The organism is Aerococcus sp. HMSC062A02 (assembly GCF_001809535.1).
Taxonomy (GTDB): Bacteria; Bacillota; Bacilli; order Lactobacillales; family Aerococcaceae; genus Aerococcus.
In genome coordinates this window covers 108,067-134,710 of sequence record NZ_KV797910.1, presented here as the reverse complement: position 1 = coordinate 134,710, position 26,644 = coordinate 108,067, and the positions used below count along the sequence as shown (strand labels likewise).

The following is a 26,644-nucleotide window of genomic DNA, read 5'->3' as shown; positions in this document are numbered from 1 at the left end:
TTCTATTTCATTATTTCTGAAATAATGATACTATGTTAGTAAATAGGAGGTGCGAAATGTTTAGCTCGAATTTAAAATATTTACGGAATAAATTTGGTCTTGAACAAGTAGAACTAGCAAATAAATTAGGTAGAAAAAGCGGTTCAACGATTAGCGAATGGGAAAAAGGGACTTATACTCCAAAAATAAAAGTATTATCTGAAATTGCTTCAATTTTTAATGTAGATTTAGATGACTTAATGAATAAAGATTTAACTACAAATGATGAAGAAACAATTATTGATAAAATAACGGATACTGTTAAAACCCTCTCTCCCACTCGACAGAGCAAAGTCTATTCATTTGCTAAAGCACAGAAGCGAGAGCAGGATGAAGACGTAGTGAGGGAAGATTCTAATACCTACCATTTATCCGACTACCAAGATCTCTTATTCTGTGGTCCAGTATCTGCAGGTACGGGAGAATGGTTAGATGGAGAACATCAGGAGACTGTTTCTTTACCAAAAAATATTTTACCAAATACTGCATTTGATTTTGTCGTCCAAGTCAATGGGGATTCAATGGAGCCTATGTTTAGGGACAATGAATACATCTTTGTTAGAAAAACAACTGATATCCGGAGCGGACAAATCGGTATTTTTATAATTGATGGTGAAGCCTATCTCAAAAAGGCGTATACAGAAGAGGATCAGTTACGCCTAGTATCATTAAATGATAAATATGATGATTTAATTTTTAAGGATTACAATGCCATCAAACTTGTTGGCACTATCGTATTATAAAATCACCAAAACTAATGTACTCCAAATAAATAATTAGAAAGGAATAGTAAAACGTGAACCAAAAAAATGATAAAAACAAAAATCAATCTGAATCAAACGATAATACGATGCTAGGATGTGGAGCCTTTTTATTATTTGCAGCTTTTGTCACTAATCCTGTCCTAGGAGTTGTTTTATCAGTCATTGCACTCATTTACTATATAGTTAAAAAATATATGGGCAATCGGCTTGTGCCTAAAGAATATAGAGAAGCTTATGAAAGTGATTTAGAAATTCAACGGTCAATAGAGGAGAAAAAGAAAGAGTTTGATAAAGAATGTGCTGATAAGAAAAACAAAGTAGAAACGCAACTTCAATCTATTAAAAAACAAATTGAAAGTTTAAGAAAAGAAAAAAGATCAATACTTGAAGAAAACAGAACTCTTAACGCAGATACCTTTTATGAATTCACTAGTTTTGATTATATGAAAGAACTGACTTCCAGTGAATTAAAAAATGAGTTTGAAAAGATAAAGCTAAAAGAAAAAGAAATTTCTAAGGGTATAGCTAATCAGAATACGCCTAATAAAAAGCACAATAAACAAATTACACGAGCATTTAATGCAGAAGCTGATCATCAGATTTCTAATGTAACTACTAAAAATATCGATACGGTAAGAAAACGAATTGTTAGAAGTTTTGAACAACTGAATAAACTTTATGAAATCGATTCAGTTAGTCTTCCAAAAAAATTCCTGGATATAAAATTAGAAAAGCTTGAGCTAGCATATCGTTATCAAGTAGCACGAATGACAGAAAAAGAATTACTGAAGGCTAAAAAAGAAGAAATTCGTGAGCAGCAACGTGCTGAGCAAGAATTGCAAGCTAAGAAAAAGAAGATTGAAAAAGACGAAAAGCAATTCAACAATGAATTATCTCGACTAATGAAATATATGAGTCAGTCCAGTAATGACGTAGAAACTCAAATTTATGCTGATAAGATTAAGGAACTTCAAGCAAAAATAGATGAATTAACCGCTGAAAAAGAAAAAGTTTCTAACTTAGAAGCAACCCCTAAAGCCGGGTTTGTGTATATCATTTCAAATATTGGTTCATTCGGTGAAAATATCTTTAAGATTGGCATGACAAGACGACTAGAACCAATGGATCGAATCAATGAACTCAGTAGTGCTTCAGTCCCCTTCCCCTTTGATGTCCATGCCTTAATCTTCACTGAAGATGCGCCAGCACTTGAAAACTCATTGCATCAATATTTTAGAGACAATGAAGTAAATAAAGTAAACCATAGAAAAGAATTCTTCAAAACAGATATTGAGTCCATTAAAGAACTTGTACATAAAGAATACGATCAAACTGCTACTTTTATTGAATCTCCTGAGGCTGAACAATATTATGAGACTTTAAACATTGAAAATAACTCTTAATGCCAACTACGATGACCTTATTTTTAAAGAAAACGATGATATCAAGTTTATTGGTAAAGTGGTGTTTTAAGGAAATTACATCCAGCTATATATTTAATTAAACTTCTGCTTGGAATTTACTTAGAAAATAAACAAATGTTGATATGGCGGTATTATTAGCACGTATAGAATTTACTAAGAAAGAAGGCAACATCAGTGAAGAAAGAAGTATTATTTTATCAATTGAATATGCCTCGTCAGAATCAATTATCCTTATTTGATGACCATAATAAAACAATTGTTGATAAGGTCTCAGATTTCATCCAGTCATCACAGAGCGATAACAAAGATGATTTTAACGAAGACAATTTTTATGTTGACAACGATTCTTCCTCGATTACACAAATCAATAGAATTTCTACGGACTATCTATTTGGAAGCTACGGGAAACTAAATAGAATTAAGGACAGCAATCTAATGCGAGGAAGAGAAAGCAAGGGCTTTAAGGTAGTCCCACTTAAAGACCTTTTAGAAGATTTCACATATTTCTTCTTGGATTTGACTTCATTAAAGTTAGTTATTATTAAGAATTCGAAAATCCACAACATAAAGAAGGGATTTCCAAATTTCTTAATGAACCATTTTCGATTAACTTCACTGTATGAAAAAATTGAACTTGTTAACTTACTTTCAGATGAGATTACAAATTCACTAGGTGCAAAGCATCAAGTGACAAAAATAAAATACTCGTATCAACCAGATAAACTTCCAGATAACGAATTTGTCACATTTAGAGAAATTTCCGAAATCGAAACTAAACAAATTAAAACAGCTACTGTTTCAATAGAATTTAAAACCAATACTATTATCGATGGCATCAGAGAGTCCTTGGATAGGTTTAAGGATCACAAAGACAAGTTTAAAGAAATGAAACTTGATAACGATCAAGAGACAATTAATTTTATGGAAAACCAGGTATCAAAAAAGGCCTTCTTAGAGTTAAAAGAAGACCAGTTAGAGGACGAGGATTACATATTTAACCAATTGAAAAAATTTATTGAGAATGCTTAGTTTCAGCCTTACCATAGATATACTTGGTAACTTTGTATAACCATATCGACAATATAAGAGTTTCAGAAAACGTTACAATAAATAAATAAGTTTGAATAGCATTTAAAAATTCAAACAAAGAACATAAGATAGATACTAAAGAAGAAATTACTCCAAGTAAAAGTGTTCTCGATACAAGTTTATTATGGCCATATTTCTGCAGCAACTTTGTAAAATTGGTATCAGGTAGTGCTGTAATTAAACCAAATAATGTTAGTAAGATTCCTAAAAAAGATAACTGAACATTTAATATATTGCTTAAAAATGGCCCTATCTCTTCAAGGGGGAAATTAAAAAAAAGATAATATACTAGTGACGATACTAGAGGTAACAAGAAATAGCTGTGTAATACTGTTTTTTCGAAAACTATTCGAGATATTCTTATATTCTTTCTCTTCATATTGTCACCTACCTTCTATCTATTAGAGTATATCATCATTAAATTTTCATTTCTTATTTTCTAGAAAATATTTATTTTGTTTTTTTAATCATATAGTAGTACTGAAGAATATTGCAATAAAAAGCCCTACTCCCTCTGCTTTGGCCGGCAACGAGGAGTAGAGCTGGTACCAAAAAACACACAACAGGTGTGCACTTTTTGCATACCTAATTTTAGCATAGAAGGGATGATTTGCCTATGCCAGCTTACAAAGATGAGAAGACCGGAAAATGGATGAGCCGTTTTTACTACGAAAATCATAACGGAGAGAGAAAGCAAAAGAAGAAGCGAGGCTTTATCACTAAAAGAGAAGCACAAGAATTCGAACGTGAGTTTCTCCTTCAGCAGCAGGGGAATCCTGAAATGAAGTTGGAAACTTTGGCGGAAGAATATCTAAAAGATGCTAAAGTTAGAGTGCGAGATACCACTTTTTACCGTAAGAAAAATATATTTAAAACCCACATCATCCCATACTTTGGTAAGAAGCCTGTTAATGCCATCAAAGTAAAGGACATCAGAAAATGGCAAAATCACATGATGGAAAAGACTAACAAGTACAGTAAGCCTTACTCCCAAACCTATCTCAAAGGCGTTAATAATGAGCTGTCTGCCCTTTTTAACTATGCTGTGGATGTTCATGAGCTGAAAGCTAATCCTGTTCGGCAAGCTGGAAGTATGGGCAGAAAAAATAGAGAAGAAATCACTTTTTGGACTATAGATGAGTTCAACCAATCTATGAATCAGCTAAATGCTCAAGATTCAACAGAATTTATGTACCTCTTCATCTACCACTTATTATTTTATACTGGTATGCGAATCGGAGAACTACAAGCCTTAAGCTTAAATGATTTTAATTTTGAGACTAAGACCATCAGCATCACAAAAACATATGTCACTGCAAATGTTAAAAATAAAATTCGCAAGCCCAAAACTGAAAACTCGATTCGAGATATCGTGGCTCCGGATTTTATATTCGATATGCTTAAGCAATATCTAGATACTTTATATGGTTACGAACCAAACCAAAGACTTTTTACAGTTGTGAAATCTAGCATTGGCAATAAGTTAAATACCTTAGCCAAGCATGCAGGTGTAAAAAAAAATTAGAATCCATGACTTGCGGCATAGCCACGCCAGCCATCTCATCAACTTAGGCGTTAATGCATTAACTATCCAGGAAAGGCTTGGTCACAAAAATATTGAAACAACTTTAAATACCTATTCCCACCTTTATCCTACTAAACAAGCCGAAGTTGCTGCTTTATTAAATAAGTCCAAATTAAGCCCAGGGCAATAAAAAAAGACCTAGAAAGCCTTTTATATCAGGATTCTAGGTCTAATTTAATGTTATTCCCATTCGATGGTCGATGGTGGCTTACTGGTGATATCATAGACGACGCGGTTGATCCCGGAGACTTCATTGACAATCCGACGGCTGATGGTATCTAAGAGTTCATGCGGTAAACGGGACCATTCGGCTGTCATCCCATCAATAGATGTGATGGCCCGGATACCAATCGTATATTCATAGGTTCGCTGGTCGCCCATGACGCCAACGGATTTGAAGCCTGGCAATACCGTAAAGTATTGCCAAACATCGCGTTCCAAACCATTCTTAGCAATTTCTTCACGTAAAATAGCATCGGATTCACGCACAATATGTAATTTTTCTTCCGTAACTTCTCCAATTACACGGATGGCTAGACCAGGACCTGGGAAGGGTTGGCGCCAAACAATTGGATCTGGCATACCTAAGGCTGTCCCTAAAGCACGGACTTCATCCTTGAAGAGGGTATTCAGCGGCTCAATTAATTCAAAGCTCATATCTTCTGGCAAGCCACCAACATTGTGGTGGGATTTAATTGTTTGAGCGGTTTCTGTCCCTGATTCAATGACATCGGTATAGAGGGTCCCTTGGGCAAGGAAGTCTACCCCATTGAGCTTGGTCGCTTCGTCGTTAAAAACTTCAATAAATTCATTACCGATAATCTTACGTTTTCTTTCAGGGTCTTCAACTCCAGCTAATTTGCCAAGGAAGCGGTCTGCAGCATCCGCTTTAATGATGTTTAAGCCAAATTTGCCACCTAAAGTTTCCATCACTTGGTCAGCTTCACCCTTACGCAGGAGCCCATGGTCCACAAAGATGCAGACAAGCTGGTCGCCAATAGCCCGTTGGAGAAGCACACCTACTACGGATGAATCAACACCGCCAGAAAGTCCCAAGAGCACCTTGCGATCGCCCACAAGTTCTTGAATTTCTGCTGTCTTGATTTGAATAAAGTCTTCCATAGACCAATCCCCTGAAGCACCGCAGATATTGAAGACAAAGTTACGTAACATTTGGTTACCGTTTACAGAAGCGCGAACCTCTGGGTGGAATTGGAAACCGTAAATCTCTTCCGCTTCATTCTCAAAAGCAGCGGCTGGGCTATGGGGAGCAACCCCAGTAATTTCAAAGCCTTCAGGAATTTCAGCAATCCGGTCTCCATGGCTCATCAATACTTGCTCTTCCTCTTCTAAACCAGCAAAGATTTTAGAAGCTGTTTTCTTGATGGTCATTTCTTGTTGGCCGTATTCCCGCTTATCGGAAGCTTCAACTCGGCCACCCAGTTTTTGGGTAATCAATTGCATCCCGTAACAAATACCGAGGATAGGAATACCTAAGTCAAAGATGCCAGCATCGACATCAAAGGCTCCATCAGCATAAACAGAATTAGGTCCTCCAGATAAGATAATCCCTTTGACATTACCTTCTGCTTGGATCTCTTCTGCCGACAAGCGATGGGATAGTAGTTCTGAATACACACCAAACTCACGGATGCGACGGGTAATTAACTGATTGTACTGACTGCCGTAGTCGAGCACAATAATTTTTTCTACAGCTTTCATACTTTCATTTACTGCCACTTTTCCACTCTCCTTTATTTCCTGGACAGCTCAATACATAAGCGTCTCATTATAATGTAGTGTATACGTTTAGCCACGAAGATGCAATAAATCTTTTTTAATATTTTGATGAATTCAATTGAGATTCACCATTCCCCTTCGTGTTTTGCTTACAAATATTGTACAATAGATAGGAATGGAAATGGAAGTGAGACAAATTGAAAAGAGGAATAGGTAAAGCCCACGGTAAAATTATTCTAAGCGGTGAGCACAGTGTGGTCTATGGCTATCGTGCCCTCGCCCTACCGATTGAAGCCGTCACCATCCAAGTTAGCCTAGAAGAATCTTCTGGGCCGACTTTTCTTATGAGTGAACTCTACCAGGGGCCCCTAACAGCGGCACCTAGTCATTTAGATAACCTCCGTCAACTCTGGCAAAGTCTACAGGAAGACCACAGCGACCGAGCTAATTTTTTGATCCGCATCGACAGTAATATTCCCGCCGAACGCGGTATGGGAAGTTCCGCAGCTGTTGCAGTAGCCTTGATCCGAGCCTATTATGATTTTTACAATGAGGGCTTAGACCAGGAAAGTCTCTTGGCTTATGCTGACCTGGCAGAGACGATTAGCCATGGTAATCCCAGCGGTCTAGATGCTCGTTTAACTGTCTTAAACCGCCCCCTCTCCTACCAGAAAGGACAAAGTATGGAAGTTTTTTACTTCCAAACACCTTATTATTTGCTGGTAGCTGATACCGGGATTCCGGGAAATACTAAGGAAGCGGTGGCAGGCATTCGCCAAGCTCTGGACAGCGAGCATCCATCCCGCCACTTAGCCGCCAAAGCAGCTCTAGAAGAACTCGGCCAAGCAAGCGAGGATCTCTACCAGCACTTAAGCGGAAAGGCTCCAACTAGCTTAAAAGCTATTGCGCAAAGTATGCAGGCTTCCCAAATCAACCTCCAAACCCTCCAAGTTTCCAGTCCCGAACTAGATATGGGCATTCGCTCTTGCCTCGACCACGGGGCTGCTGCCGCTAAGCTCACGGGAGGAGGCAAGGGAGGCTGCTTTATTGCCCTCATGCCAACACAAAAAGAAGCAGAAGACCTAGGCCAAAGCCTAGTTGTTAAAGAAATGATTGTTGACTACTGGCTTATCCCACTAGCCAGTCCGGAACCAAGCTAAGGAGGATATTATGACGACTTACCAAGGCATGGCGCGTGCCCATACAAATATTGCACTGATTAAATATTGGGGAAAGGCGGATAGCGAACTCTTCATCCCCATGAATAGCTCCCTTTCCCTCACCTTAGATGCCTTATATACGGATACCAAAGTTTGCTTCTCAGAAGAGTTAAAACAAGATAGCTTCTGTCTGAATGGGGAAGAACAAGCTGAAGGGGCCGTCGCTAAAATTAGCCGCTTTTTAGACTTCTTCAGAGACCTAGCCCAACTTGACCTGCCTTGCCGGGTGGAGAGTGTCAACCATGTGCCAACAGGCGCAGGCCTAGCCAGTTCGGCTTCCGCCTTTGCAGCGCTAGCAGCCGCCTGTCGCCAGGCTTTGACCTTAGACCTGACCGACCAAGAACTATCAACTTATGCTAGACGAGGGTCAGGTTCAGCCACCCGCAGCATCTTCCCAGGCTTTGTCAAATGGGAAAAAGGAGACCGCCATGAAAACTCACGTGCCGTCCCGCTGGATCCAGCTGACTGGGGGGTAGCTATGGTTATCCTAGCCCTCAATACCCAGCACAAAAAAATCCCTTCTCGACAAGGCATGGCCCATACTATTGAGACCTCTGCCTTCTATCCCGCTTGGCCCAGTCTCGCCGAGAAACATCTCAAAGAGATAGAGGCTGCTATCCAGCGCCGCGACCTAAAAGCTATCGGACAGATTGCGGAAGCCAACGCTATGGCTATGCATGCGACCATGCTCGCTTCTGACCCGCCCTTTACTTACTTTGAACCGGCTAGTTTGGAGGCCATGGACCAGGTCAGAAGCCTGCGTGACCAAGGCTATACAGCCTACTTTACCATGGACGCAGGCCCTAATATCAAAGTCCTCTGCCCGGCTTCTGAAAGTCAAGATATTGCCCAGGCTATGGAAGAAGCCTTCCCAGAGGCCCAAGTGATCACAAGCCAGGTAGGCCCTGGTATCCAATCCCTTGACCACTGGCCCTATTAAAAACATTTTTATTAGAAAGGATTTGTTTATGAACACTTGTCATGTTAAAGTTCCTGGAAAATTATTCTGGGCAGGAGAATATGCCGTGACCAAAAGCCAGCAGAAGGCCCTTGTTGCAGCTGTCGATGCCTTTCTCAAGTTAGAAATTGAAGCAAGTGACCAGAATGAAGTCTTCAGCGACCTAGCTGCTGAAAGGCTCACTTGGTCCAGAACCAATGCTGGTAAAATTGTCAGCACCAGTCAAGGAGCCGATAAATTCGACCTCATCTGGGAGGGCATTCGCCTGGCTGAACAGTACTTGCAAGCTAAGTATCCTGATCTCGAACTTGGCAGCTACCGGCTCCGCATAAAAAGCCAGCTCCATGATCAAGAAGGCCACAAGTATGGCCTAGGCTCTAGCGGGGCTGTTCTGGTAGCCTGTCTCTGGGGGATCCTCCAAGCCTTCTCTGACATCCCAGAAAGTCCGTCAGCCGCTGACCGGCTCAAAGTCTTTAAACTAGCAGCCATTGCAGAGTCTCGCTTAAAGATGAAAGGCTCATTCGGCGACTTAGCTGCCGCAAGTTATGGGGGCCTCCTCCTCTATCAAAATTTTGACCGAACCTGGTTCCGCCGGGCCAAGAAAACAACTGGACAAGATGTTCTCAAATTATTAGATAGCGACTGGCCTGGCCTCACTATCCAAAGCTTAGCCTTCCCCGATGATTGGGCCTTCTATGCCTTCTGGGTGGGGCGGGAAGCCTCAACTGAAAAGCTCCTTAAGCGCCAGCAGACCCAGCTCAGCCAGGACTTTTTGGACCGGTCTCAAGAACTTGTCGAAGCCCTTGCCCAAGACTTAGAAAAGGGAGATTTCCCTAACTTTAACCGCCACTTAAGTGCTAACCAAGACCTGATTGAAGACCAATTACAGAGCCAGGGCTCCTTCTATGCCAGCCCGGCTTTAGAAGAGGTTGTCAACTCAGCCAGAGAAGCTGGCCTAGCTGCCAAGGTATCGGGTGCCGGCCAAGGCGACTGTGCCATCGCTATCGCTCCCAATCGCTCCAGTGGACAGGCCTTCCTTGAAAAGGCTCAGACAAGTGGCTTGAAACATTTAGCCTTAGATATCTATTCCATATAAAAAGATAGAGGTGATATTTACAATGACTAACCGGAAAGATGACCATGTCAGAGAAGCTGCTGCCAACTATAAAGAAGAAAAGATCAGCGATTTTGACCATGTACGTTTCGTCCACAACAGTATCGGTCAACTGTCAGAAGAAGACATTGACCTGTCCAGTCACTGGTTGGGTCAAGACTTCCCCCTCCCCTTCTACATCAATGCTATGACGGGGGGAAGCGAATGGACCCGCAAAATTAATGGACGATTAGCTCAATTAGCCCAGGCTCTCAAACTCCCTATGGCTAGCGGATCTTTGTCAGCTGCCCTCAAGGATCCTCAACAAGAAGCTTCTTTTCGCATTATTCGTGAGATATATCCGGAGGGCTTCATCTTAGCCAATGTGGGAGCTGACCGGAATGGCCAGGACGCCAAAAAAGCCGTTGAAATTCTAGAAGCAGACGCCCTCCAAGTCCACCTAAACCTCCCTCAGGAAATTGTCATGCCCGAAGGCGATCGCGATTTTCGGAGGATCAGGGACCACTTGCTGGATATCAAAGACCAGGTAAAAGTCCCCATCGTCATTAAAGAAGTGGGATTTGGCATGAGCCGAGAGACCATTAATGAACTCTACCGATTAGGCTTCTCGACCATCGATATTAGTGGGCGAGGTGGGACTAACTTTGCCCAAATCGAAAACCAGAGACGACCTGACCAAGACTTTGCCGAACTTTTTGACTGGGGACAAAGCACCGTGGTCAGTCTCTTAGAAGCCAGCCAGGCACCCTCTGACCTCACCCTGCTAGCTTCGGGAGGGGTACGTCAGCCCCTCGATATGGTTAAGGCACTGAGCCTAGGCGCCCAAGCAGTCGGTATGAGCGGCTACTTCCTCCAGCTCGTTCTCAACCATGATCTAGCAGACAGCCTGCAATATGTCCAAGAATTCACTGACAAGCTGAAGCTGATCTACCTCCTGCTTAACTGCCGCAACAGCCAAGATCTCAAACATTTAGACCTAGTCCTCAGCGCTGGGCCTTGGCACTGGGCCCAAGTCCGGGGTATTGACGTCCAGGCCTTAGCCCAACGCTCACAGCAGAGAGACCTCTAATTCATAGACAAGCAAAAATGCAGACCTTAGAGTCAAAGTCGACTCCAAGGTCTGCATTTTCTTAAAAAATAAAATAAAGTAAACTAATCGTAAGCACCCCGGCTAAAACCGTTTTGATTAAGTCTTTGGTCCTATATGCCACAATAATAGCAAGCAGCGAAGCGATGAGCTTGAGATTGACCAAGGGATTCAAGCTAAAGTCTTCCTCCCAGAAGAAAATATCACAAGTAATCATAGCTGTAAATAGTGTAATCGGTACATAGGGCATAGCCAAGCGAATAGACAAGGGTAAGTTAGCCTTACGGGTCAAAATACCCGGGATGACCCGCATCAAAACCGATAGGACTCCGATGATTAGAATAAGAAAAGTTAGCTTCATAAGGACAGGTCTCCTCTCTCTTCCAATAAATGCCGGTCTATGCGATAAGCCAGGTAGCTCGCTAAAAGCGTCACCAGGACAATCACTAGACTCGAAGGTGCCAAGAACCTTAAGACCAGACTCATCGCTAGACTGATGAGGGTTATTGAGAAAGTCTTGCGGCTCTTAATCTGAGGAAGCAAAAGGCCAATAAACATGGCAATGAGCACATAGTTTACGATAACCGTTGGGAAGGCAAAGAACTGACCCAAGATAGCCCCCGCAACCGTCCCACACAGCCAGGTGAGATAGGTGGTCAGGGCAAGATAGAAGGCCTGGTCGAAGGTCCACTCTCCTTGCCCCTGGTCAGCTTCTTGGAAGTTCACAACGTTGAGGGCATAGGATTCGTCAGCTGTAAATTGACTAAGCCAGGCTAACTTCCAAGTCTTTTCCTGAGGTAAATAGGAAGCTAGGGAAGAGGTCAGAAGCATCTGGCGGGAGTTAAGCAGTAAGACTAAGCCGATAATCACCCAAGTTGAGGCGCCAGCTAGGACCAAAGAAGCTAGCATAAATTGTGCTGACCCACCAAAGATTAAAAGAGAGCTAAGAGCAACCTGCCAGTAAGACAAACCTGCACTGGCTAAGAGGACCCCACAAGCGATGGACAAAGGAATATAGGCAATGATAACTGGCCAAGCCTGTTGGACAGCCTGCTTGAAGTAATGGTTCATACAATCCCTCCTCCTCTAACTTTGTTGGACTTCACGGTCATAGTCCATAAATTTACGGATAAAGGTATAGGGATCCACAAGGCCGATGCGCTTGGCAAAGACAGAAAGAGAGCTTTCCCTCAAGGCTGCTTGGTCGACTAAATCCTCGTTAGAGGTCACATAAACAGGATCTGTATCTGCAATGATTTCCCCTTCTGACATCACGAGACAGCGTCGGGTATAGGCTAAGAGCACTTCCACATCATGGGTGTTCATAATCACAGCAATTCCCTTTTCTTGATTGATCCGGTAAAGGCTACCCATAAAGTCAACCATATGCTTGTAGTCTTGGCCCTCCGTCGGCTCATCAATAATAATGAGCTCGGGGTCCTTCAAGAGCACACAAGCCAGAACCAAGTGTTTGAGCTGGCCATAGCTTAAAAATTTCAAGGGATAATTCTTAAGATGGTCAAAGCCAATTGCAGAAAGAAGCTGGTTGAAGAGGGCTTCCTTATCTAGTGAGAGCTGGCAGCCAGCTTCTTGATAGTTGGCATAGAACTTCTCCAATTGCTCCCATGGGGTCGCCCCAACAATCAAAGGCCTAAAATTCTGAGGCAGATAGGCAATCTTATTTTTAACCTCTTGCCGGTTAGCGGCGGTTACTTCCTGCCCATGCCAGAAGACCTGTCCTTGGTCTGCTTCTAAGCACTGACTGAGAATCCGACTGAGAGTTGTTTTCCCCGCTCCATTGGCGCCAACTACACTAAGCATTTCCCCCTGACAAAGCTTCAAATCAAGGTTTTTAAGGGCATGGTTTTTATGATTGTAGTGGTAGGAAACATCTTCCAAGCGGATAAGTTCTTCCGTCGATTCTTGATAACGAAAACTAGGAATAGAGAGGGCCCAGTCTTCCATAACGTCTTTTAATTTAGGGCCAGATATATGGTTGACATGGGCGATATGATGGACTTGGTCGAGGGGATAGCCGGCATATCGCATGGCTGTCACATAGAGGGGCTCCCGCACATCAAGATTGGCTAGGATCGCATGGTGGAGTAAGTCTGATAAAGAACCATCGAAGACCAGACGGCCGCCTAGTAAGACCAGGACGCGGTCAATATGCCGGTACATCATCTGTTCTAAACGATGTTCAACAACCACAATTGTCGACTGAGTTTTCATATGGAAGTCATCCAAGGCATCGACAAAGTGCTCCGCCGCTCTCGGTGCCAAATTTGCCAGGGGCTCATCAAAGATATAGACCTTCTTATGGTCCTTGATATGGTCCATCATCCGGTAGAGGTCTTGCTCGCCAGCAGACAAATCATTGAAGGAACGTTCTTGGGAATCCTTAGCCAGTAAAGACCAAATTTGCTTGGTAAAATCTCCTTCGTCTTGAGGGGCTAGGTCCACTAGCTCTTGGTCGGCTGAATCTTCTGAAATAAAGTCAGCGATATCCTTCCCTTTAAAGCTTTCCACGTTATGGTCACAGTAGCTCACGCTGCCTTCGATCTTTCCAGGATTAGCCGCTGTCCCTAATTCTTGGTTCAAAGCCTTAAGAAAACTTGTCTTGCCTGACCCATTTGCCCCCAAAACAAGGACCTTTTCTCCCTTTTCAATGGTCAAGTTAATGTCTTTAAGGGCTGGAAACTGTGCCCCAGCATAAGTAAAAGAAAAATTATTAAATTTAATCCAGGCTTCCCCCATCCTTGCCAACTCCTTTCGCCAAATACTGCCAAGGCCTTATTCCTCTCCAGCAGTGATTTAAAATAAAAAACACAAATAAACTTCTCCATGTATTTTAACATAATTTTAACACAGAAGAAGTTTATCTGATTGATTCATGTTAAGTTTTATCTCTAGTCGCGGCCAATAATCCGCACTTCTGTCTCTAAGTCGACGCCATAGCGGTCCTTAATCACGTCTTGAACATGGGCAATGACGGCTAAATAGTCAGTCGCCGTGGCCTGGCCGATGTTCACGATAAAGCCCGCATGTTTTAATGAAACTTGGGCCCCACCAACCGTATAGCCTTGGAGGCCGGCCTCTTGAATCAGCTGACCCGTGTAATGCCCCTCAGGCCGTTTGAAGACACTGCCACAAGAAGGCAGGTCCAGCGGCTGCTTGGATTCTCGTAAGTGGGTCAATTCAGCCATCCGCGACTCAATAGCGTCTGAATCAGCCGAATGGAGCTGCATATGCACCCTAACGACAACCCCGCCATTCTCCTGAAAACAGCTATGCCGGTAAGCAAAGTCAAGTTCTTGAAGAGTGAGCTGACGCAGACTGCCTCTTTGATCGACATAGTCCACACGGGATACAATATCAGCCATCTCGCCGCCATAAGCGCCCGCATTCATAAAGACGGCGCCACCCAGACTCCCCGGAATCCCACAGGCAAATTCTAGCCCACCGAGGCTGTGGTCGGCAGCTAAGCGGCTGACATCAATCAAGCGAGCTCCCGCTTCAACAACCAAAGTCTGGTCTTGGACCTCAGCTGCCTTCATATCTGTTAAGATCATGACAATCCCTTCAATGCCACCATCCCGAACAATTAAATTGCTGGAATTGCCCAATACCATGATAGGAATCTGTTCGGTTTTAGCGTATGACACAAAATCTTGAACCTCCGCAATGGTCTGAGGAAAAACCAGGATATCCGCCGGCCCCCCTGTGCGTGTATAGGAATAAGAGCTCAAAGCTTCATCGAACTTAACCCTTGCTTGAGGAAAATGCTCAAGAAATTTTTCTTTCATCACTTAACGATCACCTTTCCCGCCTAATCGATACTTTCGTCCCTCCATCATACCACAAGTCCAAATAAATGAAAAGATAGCTTAAATATTTGGCCCATCCTAGTCTTAAGCCTTATAATTTGCTAAAATAGATGCATTGACCAGCTCTTAGCCAAAATACTATAAGAAAGGACAATGACTCATGACCAAAGAAAGACGTCAGGCCCTCTTGATGACTGCCCTCAGTCTCTTCTTTTCAGCTAAACAATTGATGGCAGACCCCCAGTCCTTGAACCACTGGAACCTCATTTTGAGCCTCCTCATCCCCATCGTGGGCATCATTTTCTCACTTAATGACCAGGCTGCTCGTTGGCGCTGGGGCCTCGCCCTCTCTAATCTCTTCTTATTTCTCTTCATGCTCGCTATCACCTTTAAAGCATGGTAAAAATAGCCAGGACCCAAGTCCCCTCCGACTTCAGAATGAAGTCCAAGTTGGACCCGGTCACTGGCTATTTTTTATTGGTCTTCGCTGTCATCCACCCGACGTCCCATCATCAAGACATCCTGGTAACTTTCTTGACAGAACATTGCAGCGGGGGTCTTTCCAATCAATTCAAAATCAAAGTGTTCATAGAGCTTGATGGCACGAATGTTCTCCGCATTCACTTCCAAGCGCAGATAGCGTAAGGAAGGGCTCTCCTCTGCCCACTCGATCATATCTTCCATCATCACCCGGCTGAGACCCATGCCCCAGAAGCGACGGAGAAGGCAAATGCCAATCTCACCGACATGACCTGTCTTGGGATTGGTCGGTGCACCAATACTAGCGACCCCGATAATCTCCCCATTAAGGCTAGCCAGCAAGAGACGATTATTGGTCGTCTCTTGAATTTGTTTTAGATAACGTGTCTCCTGTTCTTGGTTAATCCCTAAACCTTCTTCATCGAAGGTCAAGTAAGGGCTCTCAGCTCCAACTTGGCGGTAAAAATCTAATAATTGCTTGGCATGCTTGGCTTGACCATCTTCAAAAACAATTTCGATTTCTTCTTTCTTCATAACTAGCAATACTCCTCTTCTATAATCCGGGCCAGTTGCTTACCCCGCGGTCCAAAGCCTTCAAAGTGGACTTGGCGGTCATCCTCCTGGCCCTTGCTAATGGTTAACCACAAATAATTCGTCGATAAGTCCTCTTCAATAAATTGTGGCCACTCGATAACCGTTAAGCCGTCCCCTTCTAGATACTCTTCCAGGCCCATACCCTCAGCCCCTGTCTCTTCCAAGCGATAAGCATCCATATGGTAGAGCGGAAGCCGGCCAGACTGGTATTCACGGATAATAGTAAAAGTTGGGCTCTTAATATTCCCAGAAATTCCCAGCCCTTCTGCTAAGTAACGAGTGAAGGTGGTCTTTCCTGCTCCTAGGTCTCCAGCCAAGCAAATAATATCGCCCGCTTTGACATAGGAAGCTAAATAATGGGCAAAGGATTGCGTATCAGCCTCTCCCTGCCAATTCAAAGTCGCAGACATCCTATCCACTCCTTTCATTAATTGTCGATTAGTCTTATTTTATCACCAAAGCTAGAAGGGAGCAAAAAGTAAAGGGACTGGTCCTTTAATCCCAGTCCCTTTTGTAAATTCTTATCAGCTCGCTTAGTCATCCAACAAAGCTTGGTTAGCGGTAATGATTGAAATCTTATAAACATCTTCTTCATTACAACCGCGTGAGAGGTCAGAAATTGGTTTAGCCATCCCTTGTAAGATAGGCCCAATCGCTTCGAAGCCGCCGAGTCTTTGGGCAATCTTATAGCCAATGTTACCCGATTGGATTTCTGGGAAGACAAAGACTTTTGCTTGGCCTGCTACCTTAGAATCAGGTGCTTTTTGTTTGCCGACAGATTCAACGAAGGCCGCATCGAATTGTAATTCACCATCGATGTTGAAGCGTTCAGGCGCTTTTTCTTGGGCAATCGCCACTGCTTCAGCAACTTTCTCTTGTTGGGGAGCAGAAGCAGATCCCTTGGTAGAGAAGCTTAGCATAGCCACATTTGGTTCAATATCGAACAATTCAGCAGTCTTTGCAGATTCAATGGCAATTTCAGCCAGAGCATTCTTGTCAGGATCAATGTTAATAGCGCAGTCTGCGAAGACATAGCGTTCATCGTCACGAACCATGATGAAGGCACCTGAAGTGGAACGAACGCCTTCTTTAGTCTTAACGATTTGGAGGGCAGGACGAACGGTATCCCCTGTTGAGTGGACAGCCCCAGATACCAAGCCATCAACCTTGTCTTGGTAAACTAACATTGTCCCGAAGTAGTTTTCATCTTTAAGGATTTCACGAGCTTGTTCTTCTGTTGCTTTGCCACGACGGCGTTCCACGAAGGCATCTACCATTTCGTCAAAAGCATCGTAGTTATTGGGATCTACAATCTCAATTCCAGACAAATCGAAGCCAAATCCTTTTGCCTTAGCTTGTAAGTCATCAGGATTACCTAATAAGATAGGTTCAACTAAACCATCTTGCTTCAAGCGGACAACGGCTCCTTGGATGCGCTCTTCGGCACCTTCAGGGAAAACAATGCGCACTTTTTTGTCTTGAATTTTAGCTTTTAAGCTCTCAAACATATCCATTATTTTGACCTCCTAATTTATTATCATATGTCTACTTTTATCTTATCATACTTTGACCAAAATTCCTCTTGAAGTGGCCTAATTCTCACTCAATTCTTAGCGAACTTGGGCTCCCAATTCCTGACTTAGGGCTTGGATAATAGCGTCCACATTAGCCGTAACCTCGTCGTCTTGGAGGGTGGCTTCTGGGTTCAGGTAAGACAGTTGATAAGCTAAAGATTTCTTGCCTGCTTCAATCTTGTCGCCGGTATAGAGGTCAAAGACTTGGATATCACGCAGGTATTTGTTCCCTGCCTCTTGGATGCAGGCTTGGATTTCAGCGTGACTGACACTTTCATCAACGAGGAGGGCAATATCCCGCTTAATGCCTGGGAATTTTGGAATACTTTCTTGGACAATCCTTTGCTTAGGTAGGTCAAAGAGCCGGTCTAAGGACAGTTCAAAGACGTAAGTGGCTTGAGCCAAGTCATAGCTATCCGCCGTTTGTGGATGGAGCTGGCCGATAAAACCAAGCACCGTTTCTTTTTCCCCAAGATCAGCTAAAATACGGGCAGTCCGTCCAGGATGGGTATCAGCGATATCATGCGCAGCCTGGTAGCGGATGCTGCAAGCCAGGTTCATGGAAGCGAGTAAGGCTTCAACGATCCCCTTCATCGCGAAGAAATCAACTGCCTGGTCTTGACCTTGCCAAGATTGGTCGATGCGGTTACCAGTCCAAACGGCTGCCAAGTGATTTTCTTCAACTGCCTGGCCATCTTCCCAGTAGGAAATGCGGCCGCTCTCATAAATGGCAACATTTTTGATATTGCGTGCGACATTGTAACGGGTGATATCGAGATCAGTAGTCAGCAGATTGGTCCGCATGTAACGGTGGTCTTCACTCATCGGGAAGTCCAGCTCAACGGCTGCTCTTTCTTCTAATTGCAAGACATTTAAAGCCTCCGCACTGACCAAGTTATAGCCAATGACTTGGTTGAAGGAGAGAGCTTGCATGGTCTGACGAGCCCGGCGATCGAACTGTTGGCGCTCAGTCAGGCCAATTTTGTAGCCTTGGGCATTAGGAAGGTGGGAAGGAATCTTGTCATAACCATAGATGCGGGCAACTTCTTCTGTTAGATCAGCCGGAATATGAATATCCCAACGGCGTGGTGGAACAGTTACAGTGAAGTGGTCGGCATCCCCTTCTAAGCCAAATTGCAAGTCGGCAAAGACTTGTTCAATATCCTGGTAAGTTAATGAGGTCCCTAAGACACGGTTAATATAAGCCAAAGAAGAAGGCACTTTAACATCCCCATGATCTAATGTAGAAACTTGGGCAAATCCTGGTTCTAAGTCTCCCGAAGACCAGGCAACCATTAATTGAGCGGCATAATAGCCCGCTTCTGCGATCGTCGCTTGGTTGACCCCGCGTTCATTACGCATACTAGATTCACTTCTCAAACCTAAGCGGCGGGCCGTCTTACGAATATGAATGGGCTCAAACATCGCTGCTTCAAGCAAGACATTTTGTGTGGACTCATCAATTTCCGTATCATAGCCCCCCATAACGCCCGCTAAAGCAATCGGTTTTTGGCCATCTGTAATCACGATATCCTCTTCCGTCAATTGCCGTTCTTCGCCGTCAAGGGTTTGCAGGGCCTCACCCGCTTGGGCCATCCGTGTTTCAATCTTGCCTGTTCCTAATTTATCGTAGTCAAAGGCATGTAGAGGCTGGCCGTATTCGAGCAAGACATAGTTGGTCGCATCTACAATATTATTGATGGGACGAATACCTGACTTCATTAGGCGCACTTGGACGGCTAATGGGCTGGGCTGGATCTTCACATTGCGTACCAAGAAGGCATTGTATTCAGGCACCATATCTGAATCATCCACTTGAATGGAGACATGTTCTGCCAGGTCCGATTGCTTGGCGAATGCGTCAACATCTTCACTAGGAAACTCAGGCTGACGGCCATAAATAGCAGCCACTTCCCAGGCATTCCCTCTAACTGACAAGGCATCTGCCCGGTTAGGCGTCACATCCAAATCAAGAATCGGATCATCGAGCTTGAGATAGTCAACAATCGAAGTTCCGACTGGTGCATCTTCTGGTAAGACAGCAATCCCATTAGCAAATTCTTTAGCTACAACATTTTCATCAAAACCGATTTCTTCTAAGCTACAAATCATCCCTTGGGACACTTGGCCGCGCAGTTTCCCTTTCTTAATCTTTACATTGTCTTTAATCCGTGAGTTAGGGAGAGCGACGATGACTTTTTGATCGCTGGCAATATTAGGCGCGCCACAGACGATTTGATAAGGCTCTTCTTCACCAACATCGACTTGGCAGATATGGAGGTGGTCTGAATCTGGATGGTCGACAACTTCGAGGGTATGGCCGACAACAACTTTCTTCAAGACACTCCCCAGATTTTCCAATCCATCAACTTCAATCCCTGTCCGCGACATCTTATCAGCGAGTTCTTCCGCTGTAATTCCCTCTAGAGAAATGAGTTCATTTAACCATTCAATTGATACTTTCATTTACTTGCTTACCCCTTTTCTTGGAACTGTGTTAAGAAGCGTAGGTCATTTTGGTAGAAGTGACGGATATCTTCAATTCCGTACTTCAACATAGCCACCCGGTCCGGCCCAATCCCGAAAGCAAAACCAGTATATCGCTCGCTATCTACGCCTGACATTTCTAAGACATTTGGATGGACAACCCCTCCACCGAGGATCTCAATCCAACCACTCTGCTTACAGATATTGCAGCCCTTACCCCCGCACTTGAAGCAAGAAATGTCGATTTCAACAGAAGGTTCAGTGAATGGAAAGTAAGATGGGCGAAGACGAATTTCCCGGTCTGCACCAAACATGTGTTGAGCGAAGACTTCGAGGGTCCCCTTCAAATCAGCCAAACCTACATTTTCAGCCACTACCAAACCCTCAATTTGGTGGAATTGGTGGGAGTGGGTAGCGTCATCATCATCACGACGGTAAACCTTACCTGGACTGATCATCTTAAGTGGGCCCTTGGAGAAGTCGTGCTGGTCCATGGTCCGTGCTTGGACAGGTGAGGTGTGAGTCCGCAAGAGGACGTCCTTATTGATATAGAAGGTATCCTGCATATCACGGGCCGGATGGTTTTCTGGTAGGTTCATCCGCTGGAAGTTGTAATAGTCGGATTCAATTTCTGGACCTTCGACAACTTCATAACCCATGGAAACAAAGAGAGTCTCAATATCCGACATAACTTGGGCAATAATGTGCGGCTTACCGAGCTGAACTTCTTGGCCAGGCAGGCTAACATCGATTGTTTCAGCTGCCAAGGCTGCTTCTAGGGCTTCAGCTTGGAATTTTTCCTCTTTCTGGTCCAGTGCGTCCGCTAACTTGGTCTTTAATTCATTAGCGAAGGCCCCCACTTTAGGCCGTTCTTCATTGGACAAGTCCTTCATTCCCCGTAAGGTTTGGGTCAATGCCCCCTTCTTACCGAGATAATCAATCCGTAATTGTTTAACACCATCAAGATCCGTTAGCTGGGATAATTGATCATGCATTTCCTTCTCTAAAGCTTTCAATTGTTCAATGATATCCATGATAACTCCTTTTATTCAATGCCATTTAATTTAATAGAAAACAAAAAAGCCTTCCATCCCTCAAAGGGACGAAAGACCGCGGTACCACCCTTGTTTCAGCTGACAAAAATTACTGCTGACACTCAAAGCCTTTAACGCTGGCTTGCGGACACCTTTTCCATCCGGTCCCGGTGCCTACTCAAGAAGTGAAAGGGCCTAGTCCGTGTAGAAGAAACTCTCAGTCGCTGATTTCTCTTCCTGGCTACACTTGTGACTATTTCCGTCTTCTATCAACGTGATATTACAACTTATTATAAGCAAAATTCAACTTAGCGTCAACTCAAATCCTGTATAAAGCCATTACCAGGCCAAAGTTTTAAAACAGAAGCTATAAGCAACTCTGACTAGAAAAGGCTGAAGCATTTTGCCCCAGCCCTTGATTTTTATATTAAATTTTATCATCTTTAGCCATCCACTCATCAGCCCATTGGTGAAGATTGTTAAGAACAGGTTCTAGCTCCAGACCTTTTTCGGTCAGGCTATAGAGCGCCACCTGGTGGGAATCAATTTCTGTAGTTTTGCGACAAACGATACCTAAACGGCCCAGTTGGCGCAAGCGCTCGATTAACACCCGGTCAGAAATGCCATTGATACTGTCACGCAATTGCCCAAATCGCAAAGGCTCATTTAATAAACTTTGGATGATTAGACCGTTCCATTTCTTACCAATCAACTGAAAACCACGTTCAAATTTAGGACACAGTGTCGGCACGTGTTTCTCTGTTGTCATCTTAATCTCTCATTTCTTCTCTCAGGTCTAAGCCCAAGAAGTATTTATAAACTTTACACTGGAAGCTTGTGCTAAAGTTACGGAAAAGCGGATAAGCAAAATCTTCGCAAGCTACCCACTTATCAACCATGGTCACCACATAAGATTCCCGATATTTAGGAAGTGCAGCCGTTGCCAACCACATATGCTTAACAATAATATCTTCTTCGATTGGATTGAGGCTCGTTAAAGCACGTGCATTCTGCAAGGCAATGTAGGGATGGTTGCTTAAGTGATTGCCGTGTGAAAATGATAACTCGCCAGGCATATAATAGAACAAGTCATGCATTAAGCCTGCACGTGCCACCGACCGGTAGTCTAAACCTAACTTACGCGCAATCTTATAGCTCTTGTAGGATACTTGAAAGGAATGAATCATCCGGTTTCCATGAATATGTTGGGGGAAGCGTTCCAAATCTTTAATAAATTGATGGTCTTTAATATCGGCTACGAGCTCTAAGTAGTCGCTGTCAGATTCCCATGGTCGTGTGTGTTTGTGCATTCACTCATCACTCTTTCTACTTTCTAAATCACGGGACGATATTCGTACATCATAATTGCAGCTGCAATGGCGACATTTAAGGATTCAGCCTGCCCTGTCATAGGAATATGCAGACTGACATCCGCCAATTCAATACAGTCAGGGCTAACCCCATTACCCTCATTACCTAATATAATGCCCCATTTTTTGCCATCTGTCAAACGGTAATCCCTGACACTCTGTGAATCACTGGACAGGGTGGAAGCAGCGATCTGGTAACCCTGGCTCTGCAATTGAGGGATGGCTTGGTCCAAGTCAGCCTGGACAAGTTGGAGTTTGAACTGGCTCCCCTGCATGGCGCGCAAGGCCTTACTATTATAAGGATCAACGCTCCCTTTACCAAGGATCAGGCTGTGGTAACCCAGGGCATCTGCTGTCCGGATAATGGTGCCCAAATTACCTGGATCCTGGAGGCCATCGAGAAGGAGAATGGCAGAAGATGTCAATTGTTCAAGACTAAGCGGCTCAGGCAAGGGCATCACCGCAAAAACCGCCTGAGTGCTTTCCGTTTCTGCCAGATAGTCGGCTAACTGTGGACTGATCAATTGATAGTTATAGTTCGCATAATCGGCCTTAAAGCTAGCCTCCGTGCACAAGATTAATTCAGGCTGTTTTCCCGCCTCTAGGGCCATTTCCAGTAAGTGAGGCCCTTCCAGAATATAACGCTTCGCCTTCCGTCTCCCCTTCGCTTGTTGCAATTTCTTAATGGCTTTAATCTGCGGGTTCTGTTTGGATTCAATCATCATCTTATTTGATTAAGCGGTAAATGGCTTCAGCATAGATAGCCATCGCCTTCTCAAGGTCTTTGAGGCGAGCAAATTCATTGGCTTGGTGCATGGTATCTGGTGAATCAGGGAAAAGCGCACCGAAGGCCACGCCACGTTCGAAGAGACGCCCGTAAGTTCCGCCCCCGATCACTTTTTCTTGGCCAACTTCACCAGTATATTTCTCGTAAACATCGAGTAAGGTAGTTACCAATGGGTCATCAGCTGGCACATAGTGGGGAGCCTTATTCGACTTGCCATCTTCCCGGCTAAAGGCATAGTCTTGGCCGAGCTCATCCAAACGGCTGCCGATCTCTTCATAGCTAATACCTTGTGGCACCCGCATGTTTAAAGTGACCTTAACTTGGTCGCCCTCAACTGCAAAGACACCTGGATTAAGGGTGAGATCTCCCATCACGTCATCATGGTGGGCAAAGCCTAATTCTTTCCCATAGAAGTCTTCATGAAGGCGGTCTGCCGTAAAGCTGATAAAGCGATTCTTAGCTAAATCGTCACTCAGTCCCTGCAAGAAAAGAGCCAGGTAAGTTGCTGCATTTTCTCCTTGAGAAGGGTCCATAGCATGGGCTGCTTTCCCTTCACAAGCGACAAGGATTTGTCCTTGGTCTGTTGCTTCAACCGTTAAACTGGCAGCTGGATGATCATTTTGGAAGTCTGCTGCAGCAGCTTGAACTCGGTCGAGATCTTGGTTCGCCAAACGGGCTTGGGCTTCAGCAGGCACCATGTTCTCACGTTGCCCACCTTCAAAGCTGACTAAGTCCCCTTGGAAAGGTGAAAAAGTGAGATGACTGGTGTACTGGCCCTTTTCCCCATTAATAATAGGAAATTCAGCATCTGGCGAGAAGCCAAAGTCCGGTTTCACTTCGCTTTCGAAATAGCGGTCCATGCACTTCCAATCGCTTTCTTCATCGGTCCCTACGATAAAGTGCACCCGCTTAGAAACAGGAAGTTCCAAGTCTTTAATAATCTTTAGGGCATAGTAGGCAGCCATGAGAGGCCCCTTGTCATCACTTGCTCCCCGGGCATAGAGCTTGCCGTCCTTAATCACAGGATCAAAAGGATCCGTCTCCCAATATTTATCCACAGGCACCACATCCACGTGGGCTAAGATACCCAGGATTTCGTCGCCCTCACCAAATTCAACCCGGCCGGCAATATTATCGATATTAGCTGTTTGGAAACCATCGCGCTCAGCCATAGAAAGGAAGGTCTCTAAGGCCTTTTTAGGGCCTGGTCCAACCGGTGCTTCTGCACTAGCCTGGCTGTCATCTCGTACACTATCCACTTTCAGTAAAGTAAAGAGGTCTTCATAATAAGCCTCATAGCGTTTCTGTGCTTCTTGTGTCCAATGAATTGTCATAAGGTAAACGCCTCCATCTTTTTTATCAATTATAGCATATTTCCTTTCAGTTTAAAGCCACTTACTATATGAAAGCTTTAAAAACTTTATAATTTTTATCTTTTTTATAAAAATAAAGAGGCAAGTTAGTCTGCCTCTTTATCTGAATCAGGCTGAGGAAAAGCTCCAGCCTCCTATTAATTAACGAACTTTTGTTACAGTCTCCTATTTAATCACTAATTGGTCACCAATTTGTAGGAAATCAGATGTCAGATGGTTCCATTCCTTCAATTGGTCGACACTAACACCATGACGAACCCCAATCAACCAAAGCGAATCCCCTGCTTTGACGGTATAGTTCGTCTTTTCGGGGCTAGTATCAGCCATCTGTTCTTTAACTCCTGGCTTCATTTCCCAATCGATCACATAGTGGCCATTATCCCAGTTGACATAGAATTCTTTGTGGCGCTTGTAATCAAAATTTTGACGGCCGTAGCGGACTGCATCATTAATGCTTTGGAAATGCTTGGCATCTCTGACATAAGGACTTGTACTCTTTTCTGCTTGAGCAGGTCTTTGATTCTTTTGGGTGGCTGCTTTCTTAACAATCAGTTGGTCACCAGGATGGATCACAGAATTGGCATCCAGTTGGTTCCACTTCATCAGATCATTAACCGTTACGCCTTCTCTTTGACTAATGGCCCAGAGTGAGTCGCCTGCTTTGACTTTGTAATTGTCCTTGCCTTGATGGCTTGTTTTCACTTCTTTTGGCTTGGCGACTTGATCCTTCATTTCCCATTCGAGAACATAGCGGCCATCCTTGCCTAAGTTTACATAAAACTCTTTGTGCTTGGTGTAATCAAAGTGGCCCCGTCCATATTGAACCGCTGTCTTCACATCATCAAAACGTTTAGGATCAACTAAGCGTCCTTGTGCTGTGACTTCAGGAGCAGGAGTGGGCTTTGCTTGATGATTTGCAGCTACTTGAGGGGCTTGAAGGACTAGCTTTTGTCCAGGATGGATAACACTTTGAGCGGTTAAATGGTTCCACTTCATCAGGTCTTGGATGCTGACACCATAACGTTGGCCAATTGCCCAGAGTGAATCTCCCGCCTTCACAGCATAAGTGGCTGCGCTTGGGAGCTTCTTATTATCTTGACGAAGGTCAGGTTTTTGTCTTTGACCCGCTTGCATTTCCCAATCGACCGTGTAAGTGCCATCTGCTTGCCAATTCACATAGAATTGTTTATGGCGCTTGTAATCAAAATGGTCGCGGGCGTATTTAACTGCTGCATTGACATCCTTAAAGGTCTTTTGGTCACGAACATAAGGCTTTCCGGTCTCTTCAGCAGCTTGTTCTGTTTCTTTATTACTTGCTATTTCTTTGCTTGGTGCTTTAGCCGGAGCCTTGACCACGAGTTGCTTACCAGGAAGAATCAGGCTGTCCGTCTTGAGTTGGTTCCATGCCAATAAATCCTCCAAGCTGACCCCATTATTCTTAGCAATCCGCCAGAGCGAATCGCCTGCCCTAACTTGGTAAGTTGTTTCCGCAGATTCAGCTTGTTTTGCTGTCTCAGTTTTTGGCGCAGGACTTGTTGGTGTGCTCGTGCTAGCTGGTGCTTGATTTTCTAGCTGGCTAGCAGGCTTTGCGGGTTGACTAGCTGGCTCTTCTGTCTTAACTGCAGGGTTTTGGTCTTGAATATACAAGGTATCCCCTGGGTGCAAGACATAGTTATCCTTCAGTTGGTTCCAGTTCTTCAATTGGTCAATGCTGACGCCATAAGTATTCCCAATCTTCCAGAGCGAATCTCCCGCTTGGACCTGGTGTTGGTTAATTTCATCAGCTTTTACACTTTCTCGACATAATTGATAAGCGGTAGTAGATACTAAGGCAAGTGATGCAAGTGATAATTTCTTAATAACTTGTCCTTTGTTCTTTGTCATTGCTTCCATTGTTAAAACCCCCTCGCTTTAACATTTAATCTTCTAAGTGCTTCTATCATACCGCTAACCAAGAGGAATAGGAAGGCTTTTGTTACAAATGTTTCATAGTTATTGTAACATTTGTAACATTAATTAAATTTATAGGGAGACTTCCCTTCCTATCCCTATTATAACGTAAAGCAAAATTTAATGCTAGCGCTTTCATATTTAGGAT

The 26,644-nt window shown here is 43.9% G+C and carries 25 protein-coding genes; 10 read left to right on the top strand and 15 right to left on the bottom strand.

All coding sequences use genetic code 11. The features are described from left to right. The first annotated feature begins 56 nt into the window (after positions 1-56). The 5 genes from HMPREF2626_RS01425 (at position 57) to HMPREF2626_RS10320 (ending at position 5,031) form a co-directional block, all read left to right on the top strand. Positions 57-782: an XRE family transcriptional regulator gene (locus HMPREF2626_RS01425; RefSeq protein ID WP_070616867.1), complete on the top strand. Its 726-nt coding sequence runs from the start codon at positions 57-59 to the stop codon at positions 780-782. Between the two features lie 53 nt (positions 783-835). Then, positions 836-2,206 carry an SNIPE associated domain-containing protein gene (locus HMPREF2626_RS01420; protein WP_246818910.1) on the top strand — a complete coding sequence of 457 codons (1,371 nt, stop codon included), beginning with the start codon at positions 836-838 and terminating at the stop codon, positions 2,204-2,206. A gap of 195 nt (positions 2,207-2,401) precedes the next feature. Continuing rightward, entirely contained in the window at positions 2,402-3,256 is an 855-nt protein-coding gene (locus tag HMPREF2626_RS01415) for a hypothetical protein (protein ID WP_070616865.1), read from the top strand. Positions 3,257-3,932: 676 nt separating this feature from the next. Continuing rightward, positions 3,933-4,841, top strand: coding sequence for a site-specific integrase (locus HMPREF2626_RS01405; RefSeq protein ID WP_083294283.1), 909 nt, complete (start codon positions 3,933-3,935; stop codon positions 4,839-4,841). Positions 4,842-4,851: 10 nt separating this feature from the next. Continuing rightward, positions 4,852-5,031, top strand: a complete 180-nt coding sequence (locus tag HMPREF2626_RS10320; RefSeq protein ID WP_371440383.1) for a tyrosine-type recombinase/integrase — start codon at positions 4,852-4,854, stop codon at positions 5,029-5,031. A gap of 50 nt (positions 5,032-5,081) precedes the next feature. On the opposite strand, the gene guaA is transcribed toward HMPREF2626_RS10320, so the two are convergent. Further along, a complete protein-coding gene (gene guaA, locus HMPREF2626_RS01400; protein WP_070617117.1) occupies positions 5,082-6,623 on the bottom strand; it encodes a glutamine-hydrolyzing GMP synthase in 1,542 nt (513 codons plus the stop codon). A 215-nt stretch (positions 6,624-6,838) separates the two neighbouring features. Here guaA and mvk point away from each other — a divergent pair, with 215 nt between their 5' ends. The 4 genes from mvk to fni are packed head-to-tail and all read left to right on the top strand — an operon-like array spanning position 6,839 to position 11,002. Then, positions 6,839-7,801, top strand: a complete 963-nt coding sequence (gene mvk / locus HMPREF2626_RS01395) for a mevalonate kinase (protein WP_070616862.1) — start codon at positions 6,839-6,841, stop codon at positions 7,799-7,801. A gap of 10 nt (positions 7,802-7,811) precedes the next feature. Next, complete coding sequence (gene mvaD, locus HMPREF2626_RS01390; RefSeq protein ID WP_070616860.1) at positions 7,812-8,801, top strand: diphosphomevalonate decarboxylase; 990 nt, start codon at positions 7,812-7,814, stop codon at positions 8,799-8,801. A gap of 28 nt (positions 8,802-8,829) precedes the next feature. After that, entirely contained in the window at positions 8,830-9,915 is a 1,086-nt protein-coding gene (locus HMPREF2626_RS01385) for a phosphomevalonate kinase (RefSeq protein WP_083294281.1), read from the top strand. 22 nt (positions 9,916-9,937) lie between these two features. Beyond that, positions 9,938-11,002, top strand: a complete 1,065-nt coding sequence (gene fni / locus HMPREF2626_RS01380; RefSeq protein ID WP_070616858.1) for a type 2 isopentenyl-diphosphate Delta-isomerase — start codon at positions 9,938-9,940, stop codon at positions 11,000-11,002. Between the two features lie 61 nt (positions 11,003-11,063). Here the strand turns inward: fni and HMPREF2626_RS01375 are convergent, their stop codons facing one another. The 4 genes from HMPREF2626_RS01375 to murB all read right to left on the bottom strand — a co-directional run bounded on the left by HMPREF2626_RS01375 (position 11,064) and on the right by murB (position 14,829). Then, the gene (locus tag HMPREF2626_RS01375; protein ID WP_070616857.1) at positions 11,064-11,381 is read right to left on the bottom strand and encodes an AzlD domain-containing protein; all 318 of its coding nucleotides are present in this window, start codon (positions 11,379-11,381) and stop codon (positions 11,064-11,066) included. Then, positions 11,378-12,091 (bottom strand): AzlC family ABC transporter permease, encoded by a 714-nt coding sequence (locus HMPREF2626_RS01370; RefSeq protein WP_070616855.1) that lies wholly within the window; start codon positions 12,089-12,091, stop codon positions 11,378-11,380. The genes HMPREF2626_RS01375 and HMPREF2626_RS01370 overlap by 4 nt, the downstream gene beginning before the upstream one ends. 15 nt (positions 12,092-12,106) lie before the next feature. Then, positions 12,107-13,777, bottom strand: coding sequence for an ABC transporter ATP-binding protein (locus tag HMPREF2626_RS01365; protein ID WP_070616853.1), 1,671 nt, complete (start codon positions 13,775-13,777; stop codon positions 12,107-12,109). A gap of 152 nt (positions 13,778-13,929) precedes the next feature. After that, the gene (gene murB / locus HMPREF2626_RS01360; protein ID WP_168162684.1) at positions 13,930-14,829 is read right to left on the bottom strand and encodes a UDP-N-acetylmuramate dehydrogenase; all 900 of its coding nucleotides are present in this window, start codon (positions 14,827-14,829) and stop codon (positions 13,930-13,932) included. A gap of 178 nt (positions 14,830-15,007) precedes the next feature. Here murB and HMPREF2626_RS01355 point away from each other — a divergent pair, with 178 nt between their 5' ends. Next, positions 15,008-15,250, top strand: a complete 243-nt coding sequence (locus HMPREF2626_RS01355; protein WP_070616850.1) for a hypothetical protein — start codon at positions 15,008-15,010, stop codon at positions 15,248-15,250. A 71-nt stretch (positions 15,251-15,321) separates the two neighbouring features. On the opposite strand, the gene HMPREF2626_RS01350 is transcribed toward HMPREF2626_RS01355, so the two are convergent. The 10 genes from HMPREF2626_RS01350 to HMPREF2626_RS01305 form a co-directional block, all read right to left on the bottom strand. Then, positions 15,322-15,861 (bottom strand): GNAT family N-acetyltransferase, encoded by a 540-nt coding sequence (locus tag HMPREF2626_RS01350; protein WP_070616848.1) that lies wholly within the window; start codon positions 15,859-15,861, stop codon positions 15,322-15,324. A gap of 2 nt (positions 15,862-15,863) precedes the next feature. Beyond that, on the bottom strand, positions 15,864-16,331 hold the full coding sequence (gene tsaE, locus HMPREF2626_RS01345) for a tRNA (adenosine(37)-N6)-threonylcarbamoyltransferase complex ATPase subunit type 1 TsaE (protein WP_070616846.1): 468 nt from the start codon (positions 16,329-16,331) through the stop codon (positions 15,864-15,866). A 123-nt stretch (positions 16,332-16,454) separates the two neighbouring features. Next, positions 16,455-17,435, bottom strand: a complete 981-nt coding sequence (gene pta / locus HMPREF2626_RS01340) for a phosphate acetyltransferase (RefSeq protein WP_070616844.1) — start codon at positions 17,433-17,435, stop codon at positions 16,455-16,457. A 96-nt stretch (positions 17,436-17,531) separates the two neighbouring features. Next, on the bottom strand, positions 17,532-19,961 hold the full coding sequence (pheT, locus tag HMPREF2626_RS01335; protein WP_070616843.1) for a phenylalanine--tRNA ligase subunit beta: 2,430 nt from the start codon (positions 19,959-19,961) through the stop codon (positions 17,532-17,534). Positions 19,962-19,969: 8 nt separating this feature from the next. Beyond that, positions 19,970-21,016, bottom strand: coding sequence for a phenylalanine--tRNA ligase subunit alpha (gene pheS / locus HMPREF2626_RS01330; RefSeq protein ID WP_070616841.1), 1,047 nt, complete (start codon positions 21,014-21,016; stop codon positions 19,970-19,972). Between the two features lie 427 nt (positions 21,017-21,443). Next, positions 21,444-21,785, bottom strand: a complete 342-nt coding sequence (locus HMPREF2626_RS01325) for a winged helix-turn-helix transcriptional regulator (RefSeq protein ID WP_067975730.1) — start codon at positions 21,783-21,785, stop codon at positions 21,444-21,446. A gap of 1 nt (position 21,786) precedes the next feature. Beyond that, positions 21,787-22,326: an HD domain-containing protein gene (locus HMPREF2626_RS01320; RefSeq protein WP_070616839.1), complete on the bottom strand. Its 540-nt coding sequence runs from the start codon at positions 22,324-22,326 to the stop codon at positions 21,787-21,789. Between the two features lie 23 nt (positions 22,327-22,349). After that, positions 22,350-23,108: a TrmH family RNA methyltransferase gene (locus tag HMPREF2626_RS01315; protein ID WP_070617115.1), complete on the bottom strand. Its 759-nt coding sequence runs from the start codon at positions 23,106-23,108 to the stop codon at positions 22,350-22,352. Positions 23,109-23,112: 4 nt separating this feature from the next. Next, the gene (pepV, locus tag HMPREF2626_RS01310) at positions 23,113-24,507 is read right to left on the bottom strand and encodes a dipeptidase PepV (RefSeq protein WP_070616836.1); all 1,395 of its coding nucleotides are present in this window, start codon (positions 24,505-24,507) and stop codon (positions 23,113-23,115) included. A gap of 204 nt (positions 24,508-24,711) precedes the next feature. Then, positions 24,712-26,439: a muramidase family protein gene (locus tag HMPREF2626_RS01305; protein WP_070616834.1), complete on the bottom strand. Its 1,728-nt coding sequence runs from the start codon at positions 26,437-26,439 to the stop codon at positions 24,712-24,714. Between the last annotated feature and the right edge of the window lie 205 nt (positions 26,440-26,644).

What these genes read in the sequence shown, in the direction of transcription:
- HMPREF2626_RS01425 (WP_070616867.1), top strand. Translation starts at nt 57, where the DNA reads ATGTTTAGCTCGAATTTAAAATATTTACGGAATAAATTTGGTCTTGAA.
- HMPREF2626_RS01405 (WP_083294283.1), top strand. Translation starts at nt 3,933, where the DNA reads ATGCCAGCTTACAAAGATGAGAAGACCGGAAAATGGATGAGCCGTTTT.
- guaA (WP_070617117.1), bottom strand. Translation starts at nt 6,623, where the DNA reads ATGAAAGCTGTAGAAAAAATTATTGTGCTCGACTACGGCAGTCAGTAC.
- mvaD (WP_070616860.1), top strand. Translation starts at nt 7,812, where the DNA reads ATGACGACTTACCAAGGCATGGCGCGTGCCCATACAAATATTGCACTG.
- HMPREF2626_RS01385 (WP_083294281.1), top strand. Translation starts at nt 8,830, where the DNA reads ATGAACACTTGTCATGTTAAAGTTCCTGGAAAATTATTCTGGGCAGGA.
- fni (WP_070616858.1), top strand. Translation starts at nt 9,938, where the DNA reads ATGACTAACCGGAAAGATGACCATGTCAGAGAAGCTGCTGCCAACTAT.
- HMPREF2626_RS01375 (WP_070616857.1), bottom strand. Translation starts at nt 11,381, where the DNA reads ATGAAGCTAACTTTTCTTATTCTAATCATCGGAGTCCTATCGGTTTTG.
- HMPREF2626_RS01370 (WP_070616855.1), bottom strand. Translation starts at nt 12,091, where the DNA reads ATGAACCATTACTTCAAGCAGGCTGTCCAACAGGCTTGGCCAGTTATC.
- HMPREF2626_RS01365 (WP_070616853.1), bottom strand. Translation starts at nt 13,777, where the DNA reads ATGGGGGAAGCCTGGATTAAATTTAATAATTTTTCTTTTACTTATGCT.
- HMPREF2626_RS01355 (WP_070616850.1), top strand. Translation starts at nt 15,008, where the DNA reads ATGACCAAAGAAAGACGTCAGGCCCTCTTGATGACTGCCCTCAGTCTC.
- HMPREF2626_RS01350 (WP_070616848.1), bottom strand. Translation starts at nt 15,861, where the DNA reads ATGAAGAAAGAAGAAATCGAAATTGTTTTTGAAGATGGTCAAGCCAAG.
- tsaE (WP_070616846.1), bottom strand. Translation starts at nt 16,331, where the DNA reads ATGTCTGCGACTTTGAATTGGCAGGGAGAGGCTGATACGCAATCCTTT.
- pta (WP_070616844.1), bottom strand. Translation starts at nt 17,435, where the DNA reads ATGGATATGTTTGAGAGCTTAAAAGCTAAAATTCAAGACAAAAAAGTG.
- pheT (WP_070616843.1), bottom strand. Translation starts at nt 19,961, where the DNA reads ATGAAAGTATCAATTGAATGGTTAAATGAACTCATTTCTCTAGAGGGA.
- pheS (WP_070616841.1), bottom strand. Translation starts at nt 21,016, where the DNA reads ATGGATATCATTGAACAATTGAAAGCTTTAGAGAAGGAAATGCATGAT.
- HMPREF2626_RS01325 (WP_067975730.1), bottom strand. Translation starts at nt 21,785, where the DNA reads ATGACAACAGAGAAACACGTGCCGACACTGTGTCCTAAATTTGAACGT.
- HMPREF2626_RS01320 (WP_070616839.1), bottom strand. Translation starts at nt 22,326, where the DNA reads ATGCACAAACACACACGACCATGGGAATCTGACAGCGACTACTTAGAG.
- HMPREF2626_RS01315 (WP_070617115.1), bottom strand. Translation starts at nt 23,108, where the DNA reads ATGATTGAATCCAAACAGAACCCGCAGATTAAAGCCATTAAGAAATTG.
- pepV (WP_070616836.1), bottom strand. Translation starts at nt 24,507, where the DNA reads ATGACAATTCATTGGACACAAGAAGCACAGAAACGCTATGAGGCTTAT.
- HMPREF2626_RS01305 (WP_070616834.1), bottom strand. Translation starts at nt 26,439, where the DNA reads ATGGAAGCAATGACAAAGAACAAAGGACAAGTTATTAAGAAATTATCA.